At 42.2% G+C, this 24285-nt stretch carries 19 protein-coding genes; 3 read left to right on the top strand and 16 right to left on the bottom strand.

The window, feature by feature from the left end; all coding sequences use genetic code 11:
• Positions 1 to 17 precede the first annotated feature (17 nt).
• The 5 genes from ACDZ28_RS23740 to ACDZ28_RS23720 all read right to left on the bottom strand — a co-directional run bounded on the left by ACDZ28_RS23740 (position 18) and on the right by ACDZ28_RS23720 (position 5744).
• Entirely contained in the window at positions 18 to 1871 is a 1854-nt protein-coding gene (locus ACDZ28_RS23740) for an ABC transporter ATP-binding protein (protein WP_375102911.1), read from the bottom strand.
• The gene (locus ACDZ28_RS23735) at positions 1858 to 3597 is read right to left on the bottom strand and encodes an ABC transporter ATP-binding protein (RefSeq protein WP_076118608.1); all 1740 of its coding nucleotides are present in this window, start codon (positions 3595 to 3597) and stop codon (positions 1858 to 1860) included. Before ACDZ28_RS23735 ends, ACDZ28_RS23740 begins: the two co-directional genes overlap by 14 nt.
• 11 nt (positions 3598 to 3608) lie before the next feature.
• On the bottom strand, positions 3609 to 4094 hold the full coding sequence (locus ACDZ28_RS23730; RefSeq protein WP_375102910.1) for a nitroreductase family protein: 486 nt from the start codon (positions 4092 to 4094) through the stop codon (positions 3609 to 3611).
• Complete coding sequence (locus ACDZ28_RS23725; protein ID WP_052414601.1) at positions 4081 to 4464, bottom strand: hypothetical protein; 384 nt, start codon at positions 4462 to 4464, stop codon at positions 4081 to 4083. Before ACDZ28_RS23725 ends, ACDZ28_RS23730 begins: the two co-directional genes overlap by 14 nt.
• A 635-nt stretch (positions 4465 to 5099) precedes the next feature.
• The gene (locus ACDZ28_RS23720; protein ID WP_375105401.1) at positions 5100 to 5744 is read right to left on the bottom strand and encodes a formylglycine-generating enzyme family protein; all 645 of its coding nucleotides are present in this window, start codon (positions 5742 to 5744) and stop codon (positions 5100 to 5102) included.
• 224 nt (positions 5745 to 5968) lie between these two features.
• On the opposite strand from ACDZ28_RS23720, the gene ACDZ28_RS23715 reads away from it, so the two are divergent.
• Positions 5969 to 6415 (top strand): OsmC family protein, encoded by a 447-nt coding sequence (locus tag ACDZ28_RS23715; RefSeq protein ID WP_076118600.1) that lies wholly within the window; start codon positions 5969 to 5971, stop codon positions 6413 to 6415.
• 126 nt (positions 6416 to 6541) lie between these two features.
• A complete protein-coding gene (shc, locus tag ACDZ28_RS23710) occupies positions 6542 to 8458 on the top strand; it encodes a squalene--hopene cyclase (RefSeq protein WP_375102909.1) in 1917 nt (638 codons plus the stop codon).
• On the opposite strand, the gene ACDZ28_RS23705 is transcribed toward shc, so the two are convergent.
• From ACDZ28_RS23705 to ACDZ28_RS23655, 11 genes are all read right to left on the bottom strand, one after another.
• Positions 8445 to 8660 carry an aldo/keto reductase gene (locus ACDZ28_RS23705; protein ID WP_375105400.1) on the bottom strand — a complete coding sequence of 72 codons (216 nt, stop codon included), beginning with the start codon at positions 8658 to 8660 and terminating at the stop codon, positions 8445 to 8447. The genes shc and ACDZ28_RS23705 overlap by 14 nt on opposite strands.
• A 238-nt stretch (positions 8661 to 8898) precedes the next feature.
• Positions 8899 to 10080 carry an IS256 family transposase gene (locus ACDZ28_RS23700; RefSeq protein ID WP_375102427.1) on the bottom strand — a complete coding sequence of 394 codons (1182 nt, stop codon included), beginning with the start codon at positions 10078 to 10080 and terminating at the stop codon, positions 8899 to 8901.
• Between the two features lie 383 nt (positions 10081 to 10463).
• Positions 10464 to 12020 (bottom strand): stage V sporulation protein B, encoded by a 1557-nt coding sequence (gene spoVB / locus ACDZ28_RS23695; protein ID WP_042127646.1) that lies wholly within the window; start codon positions 12018 to 12020, stop codon positions 10464 to 10466.
• A 284-nt stretch (positions 12021 to 12304) separates the two neighbouring features.
• Entirely contained in the window at positions 12305 to 15094 is a 2790-nt protein-coding gene (locus tag ACDZ28_RS23690) for a glycoside hydrolase family 3 C-terminal domain-containing protein (protein ID WP_375102908.1), read from the bottom strand.
• A 337-nt stretch (positions 15095 to 15431) separates the two neighbouring features.
• On the bottom strand, positions 15432 to 15785 hold the full coding sequence (locus ACDZ28_RS23685; RefSeq protein WP_375102907.1) for a hypothetical protein: 354 nt from the start codon (positions 15783 to 15785) through the stop codon (positions 15432 to 15434).
• A gap of 211 nt (positions 15786 to 15996) precedes the next feature.
• Complete coding sequence (locus tag ACDZ28_RS23680) at positions 15997 to 17475, bottom strand: Lsa family ABC-F type ribosomal protection protein (RefSeq protein ID WP_375102906.1); 1479 nt, start codon at positions 17473 to 17475, stop codon at positions 15997 to 15999.
• A 350-nt stretch (positions 17476 to 17825) separates the two neighbouring features.
• A complete protein-coding gene (locus tag ACDZ28_RS23675) occupies positions 17826 to 18326 on the bottom strand; it encodes a DinB family protein (RefSeq protein WP_076118592.1) in 501 nt (166 codons plus the stop codon).
• Between the two features lie 299 nt (positions 18327 to 18625).
• Complete coding sequence (locus ACDZ28_RS23670) at positions 18626 to 19174, bottom strand: CueP family metal-binding protein (protein WP_375102905.1); 549 nt, start codon at positions 19172 to 19174, stop codon at positions 18626 to 18628.
• Positions 19175 to 19429: 255 nt separating this feature from the next.
• Positions 19430 to 20296 (bottom strand): SDR family oxidoreductase, encoded by an 867-nt coding sequence (locus ACDZ28_RS23665; protein ID WP_375102904.1) that lies wholly within the window; start codon positions 20294 to 20296, stop codon positions 19430 to 19432.
• 185 nt (positions 20297 to 20481) lie between these two features.
• Positions 20482 to 22233, bottom strand: a complete 1752-nt coding sequence (locus tag ACDZ28_RS23660; protein WP_042127631.1) for a sensor histidine kinase KdpD — start codon at positions 22231 to 22233, stop codon at positions 20482 to 20484.
• The gene (locus ACDZ28_RS23655) at positions 22230 to 22985 is read right to left on the bottom strand and encodes a response regulator transcription factor (RefSeq protein WP_375105399.1); all 756 of its coding nucleotides are present in this window, start codon (positions 22983 to 22985) and stop codon (positions 22230 to 22232) included. Before ACDZ28_RS23655 ends, ACDZ28_RS23660 begins: the two co-directional genes overlap by 4 nt.
• Positions 22986 to 23179: 194 nt before the next feature.
• Here ACDZ28_RS23655 and ACDZ28_RS23650 point away from each other — a divergent pair, with 194 nt between their 5' ends.
• Positions 23180 to 24178: a M23 family metallopeptidase gene (locus ACDZ28_RS23650; protein WP_375102903.1), complete on the top strand. Its 999-nt coding sequence runs from the start codon at positions 23180 to 23182 to the stop codon at positions 24176 to 24178.
• Positions 24179 to 24285: the final 107 nt, after the last annotated feature.

Below are 24285 nucleotides of genomic sequence, written 5' to 3'. Positions count from 1 at the left end.
GCTCTTTATATATTCCTTTAAATCACTCGCTTGAACTGGGTATTGTATAACTCGTAATAGGCACCTTGCATCGCAAGAAGCTCCTCATGATTTCCTTGTTCAGCAATTCCTCCATCCTGGATAACGAGAATACGATCAGCATCCTGGATCGTACTAAGCCTGTGGGCGATCACAAAACTGGTTCGTCCCTTCATCAAATTCTTCATCGCCTGTTGAATATGCATTTCCGTTCGTGTATCCACACTACTGGTTGCTTCGTCTAGGATTAGAATAGCTGGATCAGCTAGAATTGCGCGAGCGATCGTTAACAATTGACGCTGTCCATGGCTCAGATTACTGCCTTCCGCATTGAGGAGTGTCTCATAGCCATGCGGCAATCTTTTGATAAATGCATCCGCATTGGCTAGCCGCGCCGCTTGTTCAATTTCTTGATCAGTTGCATCGAGCCGACCAAACCGAATGTTTTCCCTAATCGTTCCAGAGAATACATGCGCATCTTGCAACACCATCCCAAGTTGACTACGAAGTGCATTTTTATCAAGCTCACGGATGTCGCGATCATCAATCCGTATGGAGCCGCCACTCAAATCATAGAAACGGATCAGCAGGTTAACAATGGTTGTTTTACCTGCTCCTGTTGGGCCAACGAGCGCAATTTTCTCTCCAGGTTTTGCTTCAAACGTAACTCCAGACAGAATCGGGGAATCCGGTTTATAAGCAAAAGAAACGTCCCGGAACACAACCTCCCCTTTTAACCGTGGAAGATCTTCACTCTGCTCATCTTCATATTCGGATGGCATCTCCAAAACCTCAAATACACGCTCCGCACCGGCGATTGCAGATTGAATTAAATTGTACTGATTAGCAAGATCAGAAATGGGTCGACCGAACTGTTTGGAATAGGTCAGGAAGCTAACGATTATGCCTACTGTAGCCATGTTATGGAATGCCATCCATCCACCAACCCCGGCAATGATCGCAAATCCAAGGTTGTTTATCATGTTCATCACAGGCCCAACTAAACCAGATACGATTTGTGCCTTGATACTAACCTTATTCAGCTCTCCGCTGATTTTACGGAATCGTTTAACTTCTGCCTCTTCCCTGCTATATTGTTTAACCACCTTTTGTCCGCTGATGGTTTCTTCGATAAACCCGCCCAGTTCACCTAAATGCCGCTGCTGATTTCTAAAATAAGTTCGGCTTAACCCTATGATTTTACGACTAGCCAATAAAACGAGCGGGATCGTAATTAATGAAACTACGGTTAACGGAACGTTCAACATTAACATAATAACGAGTGAACCGCTTAGCGTTATCAAACTGTTTAACAATTGAGTTACACTCTGATTGAGTGTGCTGGATACGCTCTCTATATCGTTCGTTGCTCGGCTCATCAATTCTCCGTTAGCCCGTGTATCAAAAAATTTAATGGGTAACTGCTGATACTTACTGAACAGATCACGACGCAGCTCAAATACGGTATTTTGCGAAACTGATGTCATGACGTATGCTTGCACCCATGCAACTACACTACTTAGACCATAAATACCAATAAGGAGTACACAAAACCGAATAAGGCCCTGATAATCATGTGGAATAACCGCAGTATCAATTGCCTTACCAATGAGATAGGGTCCTATCAATGAAAGTAGTGCATTTAATATCGTAAATACATATACAATAATTAACCCAAACCGCTGACGATTCAAGTAAGTCCAGATACGTTTAAGTGTGCTGGCTTGATTTTTGGCACGCACAATTGGTACAGCAGCGCCGCGTCCGGGGCCAGACCCTGGTCCTATTCCTGGACCAAATCCGCCTGATCTATGGATCGGAGGAGTGTTCATGCCGTTATCATGCTTTGACATAAGGAACCTCCTCACCCTTCATCTGTGATTTCCAGATGTCTCGGTAAATTTCACTATTGCTCAGAAGTCCATCATGTGTACCTTGTACTGCGATTCGACCGTTTTCTAGAATCAAAATGCGATCCGCATCAATCACAGATGTGACACGCTGAGCAATCAAAATATTCGTACTATTGCTCAGTCGTTTTTTTAACATTTGCCGAATCCGCGACTCTGTCGCCGCATCGAGCGCGCTCGTACTGTCATCCATGATGAGAATTGTAGGCTGAATTAATAGTGCTCTTGCAATCGAAAGCCGCTGCTTCTGCCCTCCAGACAAGTTGATGCCTCGTTGGCCAAGCACTGTATCATAACCCTCTGGAAGTTCTAATATAAAATGGTGAGCTTCTGCAGCTATTGCTGCTTGTTCCACTTCTTCATCTGTAGCCTCTGGTCTTCCATATCGGATATTATCCCGGATTGTTCCACTGAACAGAATAGCCTGCTGCATAACATAACCGATCTTGCGGCGTAAATGCTTTAAAGAAATCTGCCGCGTGTCAGAACCATCAATTGTAATAGAGCCCGAGGACACTTCGTAAAGTCTTGGAATAAGACTGACCAAGGTCGATTTACCAGCACCAGTGGCTCCAAGTATGGCTACGGTTTCACCTGGCTCGGCAGAAAAATTAATGCCGTCTAATACAAGATTCTCATCCGTAGTATCATAGGCAAATGAAACATTATCAAATACAATTCGACCGTTAGTTATGGTATCTTTTTTAGCTTCGGAAGCTTCTGTAATCTCACTAATGGTGGAAAACACTTCATTCTCACGATCTGCTGAGACCTTTGCACGTGAGAAGAAGGTGAGCATATTGCTCAACATCAGCATAGACATCAACAATTGGGTGATATAGTTAATGAAGGCGATCAACTGACCGACTGGCAGCGATCCGTTCCAGCTCTGCAGCCCACCAAACCAAAGAACAGCTACAATACTGGCATTGAGCACAAGCATCATAAGCGGCATATTCAACGACATTAGTCGTACCGCTTTTATCGCTGTTTCTGTGTAATCCTTGTTGGCTGTATTAAACCTTTTCTGTTCATGCTTAGCACGGACGAAGGCCTTAACTACACGAATACCCGATAAGTTTTCCTGCAATACTGTGTTGACGCCGTCTAATTTGACCTGCATTTTCTCAAACAGAGGAAAAGAAAGCCGAATTAACCCATACAATATTACAACCAACAGGGGTACGGCAACGACAAGGATGAGAGTCAACGAAGGACTAATCCGGATGGCCATCACTAAGCTGCCGATTAATAGCAATGGTGATCGAATATTCCGCAAAATCATCTGAACAAAGGTTTGTAGTTGCACCACATCGTTTGTTAAGCGAGTAATCAACGATCCCGTCTTCAATTGGTCCAGATTCTTGTTTGAGAATTTCTGAATATGTTCAAACAGGTTAATCCGTAAATCATTCCCGAAATTTTGTGAGGCGATGCTCGAAAAAATGGTGCAGCCCACCCCACCAATTAGACCGACAAATGCCACTCCAAGCATGGTCAATCCCGTCGAATAAATATGTGATAAATCTTTCGTCATAATCCCATGATCCACAATACTCGCCATTAGTGTAGGCTGAAGCAAATCCATAAACACTTCGAGCATCATCATAAGTGGTGCTAACACAGACCACACCCAATATGGCCTTAAGTAACTCTTAAGTTTCCACATTCCATCACCTTTTAAGATAAATATGTGATTTTTGATTTCATCGGTGTTCTTGGCTTAGCATTTGGAACTTCCTCCGGATATCCAATACCAAATACTCCAATCACATCGTAATCTTGCGGGACACCTAGAATTTCACGATTATGAGGCAAAGCACCTAAAGAAGCCCAATATGCTCCAACCCCCACTTCATGTGCAGCTAATAAGAAGTTCTGTGCGAAACATGCGGCAGCCATAACATTCTCGTCACGTTCAAACGCGGTTGCACCAGGTTTAGATAAGATAGCAAGAACGACAGGAGCGCTTCCAAAATTCGTCTTATGCTTTAATTTAGCTCTAGTATCAGGCCCGATAAATAGGAGTTCCCAAGGTTCGTTCATCCGATGGTTTGGAGCATAACTAGCTGCTTCCAGCCAATTCAATAAATCATCCTCATGAATCGAATCCGCCTTAAATTGCTTAATACTTCTACGGGTTTTAATAAGATCAATGGTTTTCATTTTTTTGATCATTCTCCTCTTTTTTAATTTCGCCAACAGTCTTATCTTCCGGCGTTACTTCATGAATCTGAAAAATATGGATAAACTCTTCAATGATCGCTTCCGTTGCTTTTAATTCACCGCTAATGACTTGTTTAATCGAATCCAGCTCCGGTGTTTGCAGCTGCCGCTGTAAAGTGGCTCGATTCACATTAAGCTTTTCCAAAAATGCTAAAGCTCTGCCGCGACGAAAAGTTTGAGCACTTTTTGGGGGACCGTCCATAGAATCCATCCCATGTCTGCTCATATGCTCGCGATCTCTATGCTCTCCGTGGTCTTTGTGTTCCCCATGTTCTCTATGACCGCGTTTTCCGAAATGTCCATCACGCATATTTACTCCTCCTTTTGTTTGTATACATATGTATACGTTACGGTTATGTATACAAATGTATACGCAAGAATAAGATCTGTCAAGTTATCAATTCCATTGGATAGATCCACAAAGAAAAAACCGCACAGTGTGCGGTTAACTTAACGAAATGCCAGTTATTTTTCTGATCAAGGTAAATTTGCTATATATCAACTAATGATTAACCTTCTTTAATCTTTGCGGCTCCTTAGGATCTAGTTGTTTCCAATCTGATGCATCTCTGTCTGTGAAAATATAATCTGTATCTGGATCGTTAGCAAATCTAACATAAACTGGGAACTTTGGCATAGAGCTCAGTTTAGCTTTTACACTTAGTAAATCAGATTCAGAATACCCTTCTACTGTTATCAAATATTCTCTCAAGTTATTCTCAAGCGTATTATATTTATACTGAAGTGCTGCGTACATTCCAATAACGAGAAGAGTAATAATTACTGCGGAGATAGCTACAAACCTTCTAATTCTAGAAGCACCTCCTTAAGAAAGTCTAATTTAGAGACAATCATTTTCTGTGTTGGTTACAGTTACTAAAATAAAATCTTTGATATCAACCTGTTCAGCATAAAGTACTAGAATTCATGTGGAAACGAATTGTTCTATAAAGATCGAGCAAGACGAAATCCAAGATCATCCACACTAAATGTAGGGTGGCTGCGACGACGACAGGTAGCTCCGCAACCTCTGGCCTCTTCAGCCCAACTGCCTCCTCGAAAAATACGATAGGAGCCATATACTTGTTCATCATATAAATCCCAGCACCACTCCCAAACATTCCCTAACATATCATAAAGCCCCCATGCGTTCGGTTCTTTCGTCCCTACTGTATGCAGTTCGCCATCTGAATTTTCATTATACCAAGCAATCTTATCTAGCTCACCGTATTGATAGCCGGTAGTCCCTGCTTTACATGCATATTGCCACTCCGCCTCAGAAGGGAGTCGAAAACCATCTGCATCCCCATCAAAAATAATGTGTTCACTATCTTCACTTATAGAATAGACTTCTTTCAATCCAGACTTCTGGGATAGCAGATTACAAAAGGAAATAGCATCATGCCAAGAAATACCCACCATGGGCTTGAGATTTTCCTCTGGTGATTTAGATTCTTTATTAGTTATAGCATTGTAGAGATCCACTGTGACAGGGAATCGAGCAAGAAGAAACGGATTTAATTCAACTTTCCATTTGCTTTTCTTTCTATCGTCTCTTAATTCTATTTCTCCTGCCGGAATTTTTACCATAGGATAGTCCAAATAGTGCTCAAGTTCATTTGACACTTTATCCACCTCCCTGTTATTTAAAGATCTCAACCTATTGGAATGCAAAAATCCAAATTATACTAATCAAGTATTGACAGAGGATCAGGAATAGAATTATAATCTATACAATTCCTAGAAAATTACTATGAATTAATCAAATTATATTCACATCATACTTAGTTGTCCAGGAGAAGGAGTGCAAACACATGCCCAACGTTCAAACTTTCAAAGCTACTGCCCATTTACAAGATGGAGTTAAGGTTATTACTAAAGCAAGACAATTCGAGCTGATCATCGACGAACCACAAAGCCTTGGGGGTACGGATACAGGAATGAATCCTGTAGAAGCTTTGCTTGCTTCTTTGGGCGCTTGCCAATCTATTGTTGCTCGAGTGTATGCCTCTAAATTTGAGGTAGAGCTTGAAGATTTTAGAGTAGATGTTGAGGGTGATCTGGACCTCGATGGATTTTTCAATCGTTCAGAAGTCCGTCCCGGTTATTCCGATATTCGTTATACTTTCTACATAAAGACCCCATCACCTGCTGAGAAGGTCGAAGCTTTTGTACAATTTTTAGAAAGCAAATGCCCTGTGGGTGACACGATTGCTGCCCCAGTGAATCTTAAGCTGAATCGAATTATTATCGAGAACTAAATAATTATATATTTTTAGCATCAAGGACTGTAAGGTTGCATAAAGCAACTTTTCAGTCCTTTTTCATTTCACTCTCCATTCCATCATATAATACTAAAAATGAAGGACTTCGGAGGTACCTAAGGAATGAATTCTATACTAAGCACAGTAGATAATGAGATCGAACGTTTAGCAGCATTCCTGATTGATCAACAGAAACAAGACGGATCGTGGCATTTTTGTTTTGAGAATGGAATCGTTATCGATGCGTATGTCATCATCCTCTTTCGGATATTGAACGTACAGAATGAAGCCCTCATACGAGCGCTACATGATCGCATTCTTGCTGAGCAGCAGCCCGCTGGATTCTGGCAATTGTATAGAGATGAAGAAGCCGGAAACTTATCTACCTCAGTTGAAGCCTACTACGCCCTTCTCTACTCTGGGTATAGTAAGGTGACAGATGAGCCGATACAGCGGGCTAAGCGTTATATCCTATCCAAAGGTGGAATTGGAAAAGTCACCAGTATATTGACTAAAGTCATTCTTGCCGTGACTGGTCAGAGCAAATGGCCTTTAGCGATTTCTTCGATCCCATTAGAGGTGCTATTATTCCCGTCCTACTTTCCTATTAACTACTTTGAGTTCTCTGGCTACTCAAGAGTGCATCTCACGCCTATGCTCATTATGGCTGATCAACGTTTCTCGATCCCAACAGCTAATGGTCCGGATCTATCTGATCTCATAGACACACGTATTGAAATAAATGAATCTACTTCCCGTGGATATCAAGAACTGCAAAGGGTTATGCAATCTGGCCTAGACAGAATTCTTGGAAGTCCTCGTTACATTCATGAAGTTGCCCGAACCAAAGCAGAACAGTTTATGCTCCAGCGAATTGAATCCGACGGAACCCTGTACAGCTACGGAACCAGTACAATTCTTATGATTTTTACACTGCTGGCTCTAGATTATGATCAGCAGCATCCTATAATTACGAAAGCCATTGATGGGCTTACTGCGATGCAATGCCGTTCTGAAAGTAAAACAACCATTCAAAACTCACCGTCTACGATATGGGATACGGCTCTAATCACCTATGCTTTGCAGGAGGCACAAGTTCCCGATCATCATCTTGCGATTAAACGGGCTACTTCGTATCTGCTGACCAGACAGCAGAATAAAACGGCTGATTGGAGTATTCATAATCCGGATACGGCTCCTGGGGGATGGGGATTCTCAGAAACTAATACAATTAATCCGGATGTGGATGATACGACTGCTGCTTTACGGGCCATTCGAAGTTTATCGACAAGTCAGCGCTCCTATCTAGAGTCATGGAATCGCGGACTGAATTGGGTCTTATCGATGCAGAATAAAGACGGCGGCTGGCCGGCATTCGAAAAAAACACCAATAAAGAAATGCTCACATGGCTTGCTATCGATGGTGCCAAATCTGCTGCCATAGATCCCTCGGAGGCAGATTTAACCGGGCGTACCTTGGAGTATCTCGGGAACTTTGCCGGACTTGATACTCGGAACGATTTCATCGAGCGAGGGATGAAATGGCTAATCCAACATCAGGAGAAAGATGGTTCATGGTATGGAAGATGGGGAGTTTGTTACATTTATGGAACCTGGGCTGCATTAACAGGACTGCAAGCAGTTGGCCTGCCTCTTGAACATGATACTATGCAAAAAGGAGTGAAGTGGCTCCTAAGTATCCAGAACTCCGATGGAGGCTGGGGCGAATCATGTCAAAGTGATCGGTTGTTGCGATACGTACCATTGGGTGAGAGTACACCTTCTCAAACCGCATGGGCGCTTGATGCCCTTATCGCTGTTCATCCGGAACCAACCTCTGAGATGGAAAAAGGAATGCTACGGCTTATCACTTCTATTAACCAAGTCGATTGGAAGAGTTCGTATCCGACAGGTGCAGGTCTCCCCGGCAATTTTTATTCTAATTATCATAGCTATCAGTATATCTGGCCGTTACTCACATTGAGTCATTATAGAAAGAAATATGATAAAGCCTTTAAGGGATTTATTAATGGGCTATGACTCCATTTTTAAAATGGATCTCAGGGAAACTTCCACCAGCAATCGCATGTTCTGATATTGCTTCTTCAATACTTTTAATATCATGATCACTTAGCTTAACCTCCAGCGATTTCATGGATTCTTGAAGCTGAGTTACCCGTCTAGCCACAACCAAAGGCATGATATCTTCTCCTTTAGATAACATCCAAGCCAAAGCAAGCAGTGATACAGTAACTACCGATATCTCTACTTCGTATATTTTTAGCGTAGGATTTTAGTTGAAGCTGTGAAGTAACTGCATTCTGTACAACTATTTCATATAGCTAGAGGATAAATCGGCAGCGTCAAGAAGTTTGTGTAAGAGAGTAGAAGGTAACTTCTCGGGTGTTCGTTAGTTAGTGCAGATGTTCCTTGGGGCGGGGGCCCCGCCCCAAGGGAAAAGGGAATTCGAGCTACTTGTTTTACTCTGCCTGCGGTGGATATCGTGCTTCAAACATCTCATTTAGTTTCTTCTTTACTTCTAGATCGCCGAAACCGCGAATGACCCGTTCGCTAAAGCGTTCGTTGTAGTCCATCACGTCGAGGTAAACAATTTTCTCTGCTGCATCCATATTCGTGAGGCTATTCATGGGTTTCAGACGCTTTCGGATTTCCTTGTTCATTCGTTCAATTGGATTGGACGTGTAGATGGCTTCCTTTATGAGCGCAGGATACTTGTAAAAGGTCAGCAGCGTTGGCAACTGTTCTTCCCAAGACCGCATTTCTTTCGGGTAGAGCTTGCCCCATTTGGCCTTCACCGTGTCAAACGCAGCCCGAGCCAGATCGTGGTCTGCAGCCGTGTAGATCGTCTTCAGATCTTCAATGACTTCCGTTTTGTGCTGAATCCGAATTTTCGGGAAGGTCGAACGCACTTTGTGGACGATACAATGCTGCACATCCGCCTTCGGATAAGTTTCACGGAACGCTGCATCGAGTCCCGGAAGCCCATCAAACACGCCCAGCAAGACTTCCTGGACACCACGGTCGTAGAGGTCTTTGAGCACCTCGCGCCAGCCGTTTGCGCTCTCCTGGCCGCCTACGTAAAAGCCAAGGATCTGGCGGTGACCGTCTTCGTCGATCCCCATGGCGAAATAAACGACTTCTCCGCTAACGGTGCTGCGCTTGAGTTTCACATATAGGCCATCCAGGTAGATAACGGAGTAGCGTTTGTTTAACGGGCGCTTCTGCCACTGATGAATGTCGTCAAGTACCGTAGCTGTAATGTTGCTAACGGTCGTGGGTGAATAGTGGCTGCCGAACATACTTTCAATGAACCGGGCCACATCTCGCGTTCCCATACCACTTTTGTACATCTGGATGACAGCCTCCTCTAGCCATCCATCTCGCCGCTGGTAGGGCTCGAACAACTGCGTTTGGAAGGCTCCTTGACGGTCCCTAGGAACGGCCAGATCCTCTACATTTCCGTATTTCGTGTGTAGATCCCGGGTGTAGTATCCGTTGCGGCTGTTGTGGTTCCCGGCTTCTTCACTGGTCATGAATTGCTGGATTTCCGCTTTCATAATGGACTCTAGATTATCTTTTACAAATTGGGTGACAAGATTTTCAAATAGATTATTTAACATGTTTTCGGGTAGAATAGTCATCGAGTAGGGTTCCTTTCTTAGTGGACTTCGACAATCCCGAGAATACCCTACTTTTTTGTTGCCTGACTAGGCTCCAAATCTTGGTACACAACTTACTTTACGCCATCGATAAATCGAACTTTAACTGTACTCTATACAATTAAATCGAGAGAAATCACTTTATGGACAGTAACTCATGAGAATAGATGCATGAAATACAGCTATTTTCAATGCGCAACGGGTTTGAACATTTACTACTGTACAAAATACAGTAAAACACCTCACTATCCACCACTACCTTCATCCGGCGGATATGGTCATCTTTAATAATCACTGGTGTACCAATTACTCTAACGTCTTAACTAGCAGCATTGCTCGATTTACAAAAATTGAAAAGGTTCCATTCAAGAAACAGGTGTAATCTTTGGCGGTTTCGGAGCCCTTTCCCAAGCATGGGTTACCTGCAATGTTGCTGCGTAGGTGATCAACGAAACGAGCAACGCTCCGGACAGCTCAATGATCTGCCCCAGGTCCAATCGTTCCAGAATTCCGTGAGCCGTCATCCCGCAAATCGTCATGACAATTCCTCCCGCGCCCACCTTGAATACAATGCGAAAGTCAAAATAAAATCCGATCGATCCCGCTACAGATAAAAAATTCAATAAAGTCAGCAGTAACAACCCTAGTCCGAACCCCATAGCAACCCCTTCGATGCCAATATTAGAACCGAGAATAAAGATCGTAATCACTTCAAATATATTGGTAAGAATATGATTCCACATAACGGTTGAAGCCTTCCCTAAACCAAGCAGAATTGCTTGCAATGGTGCTCCAAAATAATAAAGAAAAAATATGGGTGCAATCAGCCTTAACAGCTCGCCTGCTTCTGGAGAATGATAGATCATAGTAGTTAATGGTACAGCCCATAAGTACAAAATGATTGTACATGGGAGTCCTACAATAAGTGCTGAGCGCATAGCGATATCCATCCGATTATGCAAAAGCTTGCTATTATTACTCACACTTGCTTCGCTGATCGCCGGAATTAGTGCAGTTGACAAGGATTGTGTGAAGAAGCTGGGAAGAAACAACATGGGGAGCGCATAACCCGCCAGAAGACCAAATTGCTTGGTCGCCATCTCAACACTCACACCAAACAGTACTAGGCTTTTCGTAATCAGCAGTGGGAGAAATGCATGATAGAGGGAATGAATAAAACCGCTACCTGTCATCGGCAAACCGATGCGCAGCAAATCTCTCAACGTACTATCTCCTTTGAGTGAAATACTTGACGTAGGAGGTGGAGAAGTTTTGATCTTTCCTCGATTTGCCCATTTGAAAAGAGCAAACAAGTAGAGTAAACCAAATCCTTCGCCAATAACGGATGCCGCCATAGCACCCGCAGCTGCATAGGCAATACCATAAGGCAACAAAACGTTAACAACACCGATAATGACAATGATTTGCGCCAAATTCTCAATGATATCGGAAAAGGCAAGCGGATTCATGTTCTGTTTTCCACGAAAATAACCTTTCAATACAGCTGACATCGCAATAATTGGAATGATTGGCGTAATAGCGACCATAGCATAATACGCCCGCTGATCAGCCAAAAAAACTGAAGCGATCCACTTGGAGCCAAATAGAGCTACTAAAGTTAATATAATACTCAACGTCCCCGTAATACTTAAGGATACTTTGAGAATTCGCTTTACACGCGCTTCATCCTGCTTAACCTCGGCTTCCGACACAAGCTTTGAAATCGCAACTGGAAGCCCCAGTTCTGTGAGTGTAATAAATAAAGGAAGCAGCGGATGAGCAATCATAAGCAGCCCTACTCCCTCTGCTCCCAAAAAACGTGCCAGTAAGACTCCGTTCAAAAATCCAAGCCCTTTTGTAAAAAATGACGACACAGTTAAAATGAACGTGCCACGAACAAAGCTTTGTTTACGCATCCCCATTTATATGCATCTCCACCTATGGTTTGTCCTGTCCTACCTTCTAACTTATTCGAACAAACTCAAGCACATGCAGACAAGTATTGTAAAGTATTTTAAAAGTAAACCACCAAGCATATCATTGTCGATGTACCGAGCAATTTTCTTAAATGTTAGAATCCGAGGACTTTAATGGGGATGCGTTGGTTACTATGGTTTCCCTGCACAATAAGTACAACAAAAAAACCGCGAAAAATTTCGCGGTTTTTAGAAAGGATAAACGATCTATTCAACATTTACACATACATTTAATCGATTTTATTAAATTCGATCCAGTCGATCTGTAAACCTGGTTTGATGAATTCCAATTTCATATCATATAGACCGGCTTCGAGTTCAACTTTCACGAGCTTTTGTTTAATCCATTGACCTTCGGTTCCATTCGTTTGAATGGTTGTCATCAATTGATCATTCACAGTCACATTACAAGCACTTTGAGCCAATTCAGGTTCTGTTGACATGATATGCACCAGGATACGGTATTGACCAGCCTGTTCCACTTTAAAGCTAGTCGATCCTTCTACGACAGGTTTAACCTGTGGATTCTGTGATAAGGATTGAGCTTGTTCTACAGTAAGAGAAGGATTAGCTTTGAAGGACTCTACTGTTTCTACAATTTCCTGTTTTCTCGAGAATACAGGTGCATTCATAATAAACTCACAGATGTTTATGGCAGAGCGTTGGAGCTCTCCACGTGTTAACGTACCATTTTCCAAGGATTCAATGGTATTGTCATTCCATCCGTTAATTTCCGCACCATAGTTAGCAACAACCATGTAGAGGTCATTTTGTGCACGAACCATCCAGTTTGTAAATTTCCGGTCTGCTGGTCCGCCATTAACGACATCATTCATGATCGCCCACCAGTCAGTCATTACAATCCCTTTAAAGCCCCATTCCCCGCGAAGAATCGTGGTGTTCAAATCATAATTTGAAGCCGCCCAATGTCCGTTAACTGGATTATAAGAGGTCATAATAGAATTCGAACCGCCTTGCTTCACCGCGATTTCAAAGCCTTTCAAGTAAATTTCACGAAGCGCACGTTCAGACACCACTGCGTTAACTTTGCTACGATGCTTCTCCTGATTATTACAAGCAAAGTGTTTCATCGTAGCGGTTGATCCGCCTTTCAAAATACCGCGAGTACATGCAGCGGCAAACACGCCAGAGATCAACGGATCTTCTGAAAAATACTCAAAGTTACGCCCATTAAGTGGACTGCGGCGGATATTAAGACCAGGTCCAAGCAAGGAATCCACGTTGTTTCTTAACAATTCTTGACCTTCCATGACATAAAGCTCTTCTACCAATTCCGCATTCCAAGTAGCTGCAAGAAGTGTTCCGATAGCAACCTGAGTTGCCTTAGCTCCGCTATCCATACGGATCCCTGAAGGACCATCCGCCGTACATGCAACTGGAATTCCTAGATTGAATAAACTGTCACTCACGCCTCCAAATGCAGAAGCTGTGCCCGGTGTAACTAAAGGACTGCTCATGCCTTCGCCCCGTACAATGGCTGCCAAGTCCTCATCACTGAGCTGGGCAATAAAGGCTTCCATACTAACTTTTTGTTCATATACGTCTCTTAATTTGTATCCTAAATTACCTGTTTGTGAAATCGTCTCTGGAAGATTAGTTTCAATTCGCTCAGCCATCGAAATCTTACGTTTAGGAACTTCAACATAAACAATCTCGTACGAGCCGTCCGCCTTCTGAGCGCCTGGCATCATTCTCGTAAAGCTTTCTGTAGGCGCGAGAGCTTCTTGCAATTGCTCCACAACTTGAAGAGCTTCAACGACATAGCCGTCGTTACCCTCAACACCAATTGCCACTACTTGTTTAACACTAGTTCCCACATATAAGCGGTACATACCTTCTTCAAGCACATAAGCAGAGGCATGTCCTGTCACGCCTGCATCATCATAAGAAGCCATCGATTGTACAGAGAAACTCACGGTAAGGCGCTGTGCTTCACCCGGTTCAAGAACTTTTGTCTTACCGAATGACACCAGAGCTTTCGCTGGTTTACCGAGCTTACCTTGCGGAGCTTCATAATAAACCTGAACAACCTCTTTACCAGCAAAGGTAGTTCCTGTATTGGTAACGGTTACGCCGATTTCAATGTAAGTCTCGCCTTCTTTGGTAATCAATGTAGCTTCTTCCGGCTCGATACTAAAAGTTGTATAAGATAACCCGTAACCAAATTCAAATTGAACCTTTTCTGGGCAAAATGTCTCAAAATAACGATATCCTACATAGATATCTTCTTGATACAAGTTCGTAAATTCATTCCCATAATTCTGTGTAGATGGGTAATCATTGATGGAATAAGCGATTGTATCCGTCAGTTTACCGCTTGGAGTTACCTCACCAGACAGTACATCTGCAATTGCATTTCCGCCTTCCATACCACCCTGCCAGGAATAGATGACAGTCGAAATGGGATATTTATAGCTTTCATCGTTCATCCAGTTCATATCAATAATGTTTGAGACATTCAGGACAACGATGGTTTGTTCAAAATATGTAGTTACCTGCTTCAGCATTGCCTTTTCATCATTCGTTAATTGGTAACTTCCCGGTGCATCAGCATTATCCTGATCTTCTCCAGCCGTGCGACCGATTACAAGGATGGCCTTGTTCGATTTGCTTCTAGCCTCGGAAACCAATTCATCGCTCAGAATCATTTCCTTCTGATGCCAAGGCTCTGCAGCCCATGCGCCTCCACCATTATCAAACGGATTCTGTTCAATCCACTTCTCATAGACAGCTGCCAGTTCTTCATTAACTGTAAGGTTCTTCTTACTACGAAGGCCATCCAATAAATTAGTCGTATAAGTAACATGGACACTACCGCCGGAACCTGTACCACTGCGATAATAATTCACTTGGGATCTGCCGAAAATCGCAACATTATCGCTTTCGCCAAGCGGAAGCACCTGATTATCGTTCTTGATCAGCACCGCACCTTCAGCGGCTACTGTCCGGCTAAATTCTGCAAAACCTTCTAATGGAATTCCCACATTCTGTGTGCTCAACTTATTTCCTCCTGTTGTTCAATTCTATAGGTTGTTTCTTGAAATCTTCATTTCTCTAATAACATCCTAACAATTCATCTTTATCATTATAGTACATTGGAAAACTGGAATATATATAATAATTAACTTTATTAATATAATTATATTGGTCTGGAGGAAGTCTTCATTGTAACAAAACAAAAAAACCGCGCATAGCGCGGATATCATAGTATAGCCAACCTTAATTGTTTACTATTCAGAAAGGTTTATTACACAGCTTGCAGTTATCCATTTTAGTCCAAAACTGGACTCACAGTTATTTTTTCTAAACTGATCTCTCCATGACCGCCCGAGATTTTTAGGTATTGATAGCACCTGGCAATAAATAGACTTTAGTATTCGTCCGTCCACTGAATACTTGAGATTCACCTGTAGAGAGAGCATTAAGGAGTGAGTAATCCTTATCATTGACGCATAAATTTACTTTTGCCAGTCGTTCACTCGTACCATAATGAAGTTCAATGGAAGCTCTACCACCCTCTCCTCCATCCACATGATTGAATAAACAGTTACAGCAGGAAGTAGAAACTATGGTAGATCTCCGGCAGCGGAAGTCGGTCCGATCGCAACAGCTTGTCCCTTCCCAATGAAAGCGATTCCGCAAACCTTCACGAATCTCATATTCATCATCCACAATAAGAACACTAAGCATCTGTTCTACCTCCTGATCCACATGAAATCACATCTGTATCTATGCAACATTATTCTTTAGTTTCATAGTACTCGACACCGATTAGGATTGCACGGAGGTAATCCATAACTTTTATGAGTGGATATTAAATTGCACTTTAAAAATACACAGAGAGAACAAAAAAAGCCGACAGATTAGCTCTGCCGACTTCTTATTCATTTCTTCACTTGTATTAAAGCTCAACGATCTTCGTTGCAACATTATTGCAAAATTCCCGATCATGCTCCACAAAAACAAGAGTCGGCGTGTATTCAAGCAACAGCTCTTCAATTTGCATCCGGGAAATAACATCAATAAAATTAAGCGGTTCATCCCACACATACAAATGGGCTTTCTCGCTTAGACTCTTAGCAATTAGAACTTTCTTTTTTTGGCCGCCGCTGTACATAGATATATCTTTTTCAAATTGGACTCTAGAGAAATCTAGTTTTCTCAAAATTGATTTAAACAGACTTTCGTCAATTCCATTATCTCTAGCATAGTCAGATAAATTACCCTGTAAATCAGAAGTATCTTGTGATACGTAGGAAATGAAAAGTTGGGCATCTTTTTTTAAGGCGCCTGTATACTCCATATCCTCACCACAGATCAGTTTGATGATACTCGATTTTCCTGATCCGTTTTTACCCGACAGCGCAATTCGTTCCCCCTGCTCAATAGTAAAGCTTATGTCCGAGCAAACCATCTTCTCACCATAAAAGACTGATATACTGTCTAATTCAGCGAGATGTTGTTTATGATAATCAAGCTGCTTAATTTCAAGATTCTCAGAATTTTCAATGTTTTTTAGAAGCTTTGACTTTTCGTTGATGGCAGAATGTTGTCTTTGCTCAATGGCTTTAGAGCGTTTCATCATTTTTGCAGCTTTGTGACCAATGTATCCTTTATCCACCTTAGAGCCGGAATTTCTCGTCCCGTTTTTGGTTTTTTCCACTTCATGAGACCAGTTACCAGTCCGTTTAGAAGAGGCGGATAAGCGTTTAATATCTCTTCTAAGTTTCTCGTCCTCTGCTAGCTCAAAGTTATCTTGTCTAGTTTTATTCTCCCACCAGCTGGAGAAATTGCCTTTTTGAATTTCTATATTGGTCTTATTGATGGACAAAATATGGTCTACACAATTATCTAGAAAGGATCTGTCGTGAGAGACCAGAATATATCCACTTTTCGTATTGAGATAATCACTGACTAGCTTTCTTGCCGTCATGTCTAGATGATTGGTAGGTTCATCGATTAACAGGAAACTATTTTCCTTAATGAATAATGTGGCTAACAGCACTTTCGTTTGCTCTCCGTTAGACAATGAATCAAAGGGCCGATATAACACATCCTCAGATACCTTTAACAGTGAGAGCTCACGCATTAATTTCCAATGAATATAATCGGGAAAAATCTCGCTGATCACATCAATGGTATTAAGCGCCTTGTTATCCACCTGAAAAGGGAAATATTCAAAGCTGACATGCGCAGAAATATTTCCGCTGTACTCATATTTTCCAAGCAATAAACTCAGAAATGTGGTCTTCCCTCTACCATTTCTTCCAGTAAATCCTAATTTCCAATCCGTATCGATTTGAAAGTTTACATTCTCAAAGATGTTATCGTAACTGCCTTCATAGGCAAAGGTTAGATTGGTAACATTTATTAATGACATATAAATATCCTCCTGTATTAAAAAATAAAAGCCACAAGAAAGTTACTTTCTTGTGACTCAAATAAATACAGCAAACCTAGCCCCAAATGGAGTTAGATAAGGATATATTGTTCGAGTGAAAAGAAGTAGTAACTTTCTTGCATACAAAAAATAAAACAAACGAAATAAACCGTTTTGTTGTTTTATTCATCATAGGTCGCAAGAGTAGTTACTACACTATACTTTTCAACTCCGATCATTAATTTGTATTCATGTTATCATGCCGATTCGTTTTTTTCAACTTTCTTCCCTTAATCCGTCAAAATACGATTTCATTTATTTTCCAATACATAAGGTTATAAGCTTATTCCTTATGCTAATTCTAACTCATCAGCCGAAGGGCCATAAAGACCCGGCACTGGTATATTTAGAAGTCGGAAGTATACCCCAAGCTGTGCCCGATGGTGAATCATGTGATTTAATCCAATGGTACGAAGCGCGGCTGCCCGTGACTGACGGCGAATGATCTCTGCTCCATTACGCAGCGTCCACTCTGCACCAAGCGTCTCCACATTGCTTTCGGAAATTAATTGTTCAATCTTGCGAGCACTCATGTCGAACTCTTGCAGAACCGCGGCAGGGCTCTCCAGCGCTTCTCGTCGATATGGCACAGATGCCAAATCAAACTCTGAGTGAAGAAGAATAGCTGATTGCCAGTTTAGCAGATTAACGAGGTGTGTTGACAGTCCACCAAGACTCATTGACTTTTCGTGCGGTTTCCATGTCATATGCTCCTGCGTCAGCTTTTCCAGCATACGGCGAGTACCAGCTAACTCCTGCAAAACATCCCCGATGATCAGATCTTTATCCATTCTTCTATCTCCTCTCGAAAATGGAGTACCAGCTAAAGTTATTCGAAGTGAATCACACTTGAGTTTTTCGACGATACCTTCTTCTAGGATTTCTTTTAGTCCTTGAAAGGGTCTTCAAAACTCACCGACGGTTCGGACTGAGTTGACCTTATTTCGATGATTTATAGCTTTTCACCGTCCTATCGGACTCAGTAGCAGTTATCTCCTTAAAAACACCGATTCTGTGCTGTTACAGTGTAATAAGAGCTAAGTGGTCCGATACGGGATATTTAAAGTAAAAAGCGAATTTGTTATAGTATTTAGATACTCTCCACTAACTGCATAGTCGTAACACATGTGTTATCACTTTTAAACGTGGATAGCTCAGCTTTCGCTTTTACACCATCCTGTTCTATAGTTACGCTATATTTCTTATCCCGAGGTAACCAAAGATCAATGAAGCCATTGGATTGGGATTTCATGGTTTGATCCACAATCACATTGCCATCAGTATCTTCGATATAAACACTAAACTCTTGTTCCGTTAATTCCCCTTGGCATCCAGTCAAGCTGTGGGTTGCACAGGGGTGTGTATCCTTAACGTACGGCGCGATGGAAACAAAAAACTCATCTTTGGGTAAGTCATATTTTGTCGATTTATTGTTGCTGTCGGTCACAATGAGCTGCTCTGAAGTGATAGAAGCAGATAGGTTTTTCATGCCCCTTGAACTATATTCCTGTACTAATTGCTTAACATTAGAGGTATCACTTGCCGCAGGTGTCTCTTTATCGTTCCCTCCCACAACCAAATATGCCCCTAAAGCAACTACAACAACAGCTCCAGAAGCTATCCAGGTTTTTTTCCTCATGATATTCATCCCCTTCTCTTTGTTAACTGATCCCAAGGCTTTGATATCGTACTCTTCGATTCAATTATTCTCATTACACCAACAGTTCACATATGTTTTCTATTATATCATTATTACATTATCATATGTTCGGACAATTGCCCCGTCAAACTAGTGAATATTCACGAAATCTTTATCATTGTTGTTAATAGAGCAATAAAAAAAGGCTTCTCTCGGTTATTCACCGAGAAGAAGCCTTACATCTTGTTACATAGTTTAAGCTTGCAAACTATTTACTAGATCACGAACGACTTCGGCTAGCGGAGTGGCAGGACGATTCAGTACTTTCTCCAGATCGCCACTTTCAATATCCAGCCATCCTTCGCGAATACCACGTTGAATCGCCACAACGAATGGCAGAGCAGCTTCTGGTACACCGACTTCAGCCATAATATTCGCATAAGCTTCGTCGTCAACCTGCAGCACTTTGATTTCTTTACCAATTACTCCACTTACAATTTCAGTCAGTTCTTCTTGTGTTAAAGGTTTGCCAGACAATTCATAAATGGTATTCTCATGTCCATCCCCTGTTAGAACATTAGCAGCAGCTTCTGCATAATCTCCTCGTGCTGCCCAGCCAACTTTACCGCTACCGGCAGAAGTTACCCATGGGGCACCTGCTATTGCTCCTTGAATAGATCCAACCTCATTCTCCATATACCAATTGTTGCGAAGGAAGCTGTAAGGAATTCCGGTTGCTCGAATGGCCTCTTCTGTTACACGGTGTACTTCAGCAAGGAACAGCTCACTCTTCTCTGCATGTCCTACGCTTGTATAAGCAATGAATCCAACACCTGCTTTGGCGGCAGCATCAATAGCTGCTTTATGTTGGCGAATCCGAGTCTCGTTATCTCCATCTGAAGATACAATTAGCAGTCGATCCACACCGGCAAAGGCTACATCCAGTGTCTCCGGTTTATCAAAGTCCCCTTGGCGGACTTCCACTCCACGCGCTTTCAGAGCACTTGCTTTATCTGGATTCCGAACACTAACTACAAGATCCCCTGCGGACACACTTTTAAGTAGTGATTCTATAACTAATGATCCGAAATGACCTGTTGCACCTGTAATAGCTATTTTCATGTTGATTGCCTCCTCAAATTAGGATTGTAATAATCCATTTAATAATAATTGTTAACCTGTAACTATTGTAGTTACATTTAAAAAGAATGTCAACTCCTTTATATTTCTAGCCTTCTTAAACCTAATAAATACAAATAACCCTCACTGTTTCCGGTTGGAATACAGCGAGGGCTTGAATGAATATCTCAGCTCCATATTAACTTAATAATTGTCCCTTTACCTGCTTGACTCTCAACAACAATCTGACCACCCATGCATTCGATCAATCCTTTAGAGATCGCCATGCCAAGGCCAGAACCGTTGGAGGTAGTTGCTGTATCCGTACCACGATAATATCGCTCAAATAACCGAATCATTGTTTCTTCATCCATTCCATCACCGTCGTCAGCAAATTGAATGATAAATCCGCTGTTCTTACCTTTAAGAATTAGCGAGACAGTTAGCTTGGTATCCGGTGGGTTATGGAGCAGCGCATTCGCAGTTAAATTGTTGACAACCCTATCTAACCAAGGCGTATACAATTGAGCTCTAACTTCGGTATGTGCAGGGTGAAATACAATTCGCTGCTTCCCATAAGCAGGATTAGCAGCAGCCTGATCGAGAGCCTGTTTCAGCCAAGTGTTTAATTCAACTTCCATCAATTCAGGCGGTTTAATTCCTGACTTTAGACGATAGGTCATCGCAAGATCACTGATCAGCATGTCCATATGAGCCGATTTATCTAGCATCGTTGTCGTAAACTTACGGACTTCCTCATTCGACCAATCATATGAGGGCTCCGCCAGTAAATGGGCATATCCTGTGATAGAGGATAATGGGGTTTTCAAATCATGAGTAACACCGGCAATCCATTCCTCACGTAAGCTCTCCGTCTCCTCCCGCATCACTTGATCTCTCTTCAAGGTTGCCGATAATTTCTCAATCGAGACCATCACATCAGCAAAAACACGGAATCTTCGTCTCCATTTCCCGGCGGGTGTTCGACTGCGGCGATGTCCTTTACGATCCGTAGGTTCTGTATAAATGGCATTTCCGATGGAATCGAGCCATACGAGCATATGTAGCATAGGTGCACCAAAACGATGCGCTTGCCATAAGGAGAGCAACACGAACGCGATCAATAAAGCGATAAGCATGACAGATGAGCCTATGATTACTACTTTAACCTCTTCAGGTACCCAAACAGTTTTTCCTGGATCTGTTCCTTTGATATTAGGTTCTCCAATGATCCAGGTACGACCTGACTCCTTATCAAAAGAAGATAGCACATGGTAGCCATATCGATCACTGTACATTGTGCGAAGTGCTAGCTCTGGGACGGAATACTCGGTGGGGATCATATTTGGTCTGTTATACGAGAGCATTTCCTTACCTGACGAATCTATAAGTTGAACAAAAGCCTGTGCCGATTTAATCTCTTTTTCAAGATCCTCTGGAAGTAACGACTCCCCATTTACATCTGTGAATGAAGCTTCTTTCACTTTCTTTAGTAGAGGATCTAATACATTAGGTGCACCATATACCAGTGTGAACTGCTTACCATTCTTTTCTTGAATCCAAAGGGCCAGTTGATAAGGAAACGGCTGAGCACCCATCCAATAGGCAACTACTTCTCCAGGACCATAATGATTAGGTACATCTTTAGGTGTATTATAGGCACTTTCAACTTGCCCATCTTCATTAAGACTTTGTAGCCAGCCTTTATTTTTCTTCACTTGTTCCAGTAAACTTGGGGCAAAATGTATCCCATCCTCATCAATCTTAGATGATTCCACCAATTGCTCAAGACCAACATTGGCAAAATCACGCGTGAGGCTGATATCAAGAAACCGCAGTAGGATCCAAGTCAGCGTTACAGCAGATATAGAGAGAACTACTACACCTGTAATTGCAAGCTGCAGTACAAACTTTAACGTTAGCCGTCGCTTGATATTCATGGCATAAACAACCCTTGGCGTTCTACTTTAACCAGCTTGTAACCAAGACCTCTAACGTTAACGATAAATTTCGGATCAGATGGGTCAGCTTCAATCCGTTCTCTAATACGGTGAATGTGTACCATGACCGTGTTATCGTCACTTAACGATTCTTCACCCCAAACTCTTTCATATAATTCGCTTTTGCTGAAGATTTGATTGGGATGTTTGCATAAGAACAAGAGCAACTGGAATACAAGGGCCGGACAAGAGACCGGCTCTCCCTCAACCAGCAGCTCCCCTGCTGCTTCATCTAGTTTAAATCTCCCGTAATCGTAAACGTTCGAAGATTTACTAAGAACGGGCCCCGCTTTCTTTTCAGCACTGTTATAGTTCGGCGAACTCAAGTACCTCCGCAGCTGCGCTCTTATACGAGCAACCACTTCGAGTGGATTAAAGGGCTTGGTGATATAATCATCTCCCCCTATAGCAAATCCAGTCAGCTTATCAAAATCAGAGGTTCGAGCTGTAAGAAATAAGATAGGTGCGTCCGTCGTCTGCCGAATAAAAGGACAGATCTCAATACCACTGCGTCCCGGCAGCATTACATCCAATACAATCAAATCGTATTTTTTGGCTTCACAGGCACTAATAGCTTCTTCACCCGTTACCACAGTATCAATATTTATATAACCTTCCTTACGCAGCACTGTTTCCATAATCTCCAAAAGCGATTGTTCATCATCCACAAGCAAAATCGAAGCTTCATTCATTGTGAAATTCCCTTTCCGAATAACCGATGTATTTATCATCATAGCATGATTTTTTACGGGATCAATCGCACGTTCCTTAACGGAAGCTTAATTCGTATTCGTCTACTCCTCAAAAAGTTAAGAGCGTATTAATACTGCGTTTCAGAAGAGCTAAGACTCATTTGCTACAATTTAACTATTGGGAGGTGATATTCTTGAAAAACAGCTCGAAGAAAATTATCAATAAACCGGGAATGTCAGCAAAAACAGCTTTGGCAATTGGATTTCTTACCTTGCTATTAACAGCTTGTGGAGGAGGAAAAGCGGAAATGAATGATAGAGAATCAAAAGAATCAGTGTTCCTGCCAGATAATCTGCCAAAATTTCTACTTAAAGGGAACTATAAAGAAATGTATTCCCACTTCAGTCAGCCTTTGAAGGATGAGGTGAGTGAAGCTGAATTAGCTGAGACCGCTAAGGAATTCACTAAGGATATACAAACACTGAACAAGGCTTCCGCTATGCAGCTTAATGGATTTGATCGACGTACATGGGTTAGTGATGCGGATAATAAAGGGCTTATCGGAATGTTTGATCCGGATGGAACCATTTCATTAATTCAGATTCAAGAACTGACAGCTTCCCCTGAAACCGACATGAAGCTTAGTAAGCATGAATATGCATTGCCGTTCCAAGGCGACTGGTTTGTATTTTGGGGCGGAGCGAATGTACTTGTGAATTATCACTATGAAGTAGAAATTCAGCGTTACGCTTATGATTTCATCCAAGCCAAGAATAACTACTCTTATAAAGGTGATCCGCTGAAAAACAAAAGCTATTATGCCTTTGGGACAAATATTCTCGCCCCTGCGGATGGCACAATCGTATCGGTCGTGAATGATATTAAAGATAATGAACCCGTCGGTGTCATGAATCCAAACCAAGCAACCGGCAATAACGTGGTCATTGATCACGGAGGTGAATACAGTCATCTAGCTCATCTCAAAAAAGGTTCAATCACAGTTAAGCCGGGCGATAAAGTTAAAAAAGGCGATATCATTGGGCTGACAGGTAACTCAGGCAACACTAGCGAGCCCCATTTACATTTCCAGATCTCAGACGGCGTAGATTTGTTCAACTCTCGTTCTATCCCTGTTAGATGGGAGAAAGGATTGAAGCCAATCCAAGGCGAGATGATTAGTGCTGCTGAATAGCGATCATTGTTGATGGTAAAGGTTGTCTCCCCAGAAGATAGTTGGTCGAGACAACCTTTACCTACGCTGGTATACATATAATCCGATCCTTTTACAAATATTAATAG

Origin of the sequence: Paenibacillus sp. RS8, assembly GCF_041956825.1 — a bacterium.
Taxonomy (GTDB): domain Bacteria; phylum Bacillota; class Bacilli; order Paenibacillales; family Paenibacillaceae; genus Paenibacillus_AQ.
The sequence above is the reverse complement of the archived record's forward strand: the minus strand, read 5'-3'. Positions and strand labels throughout refer to the sequence as shown.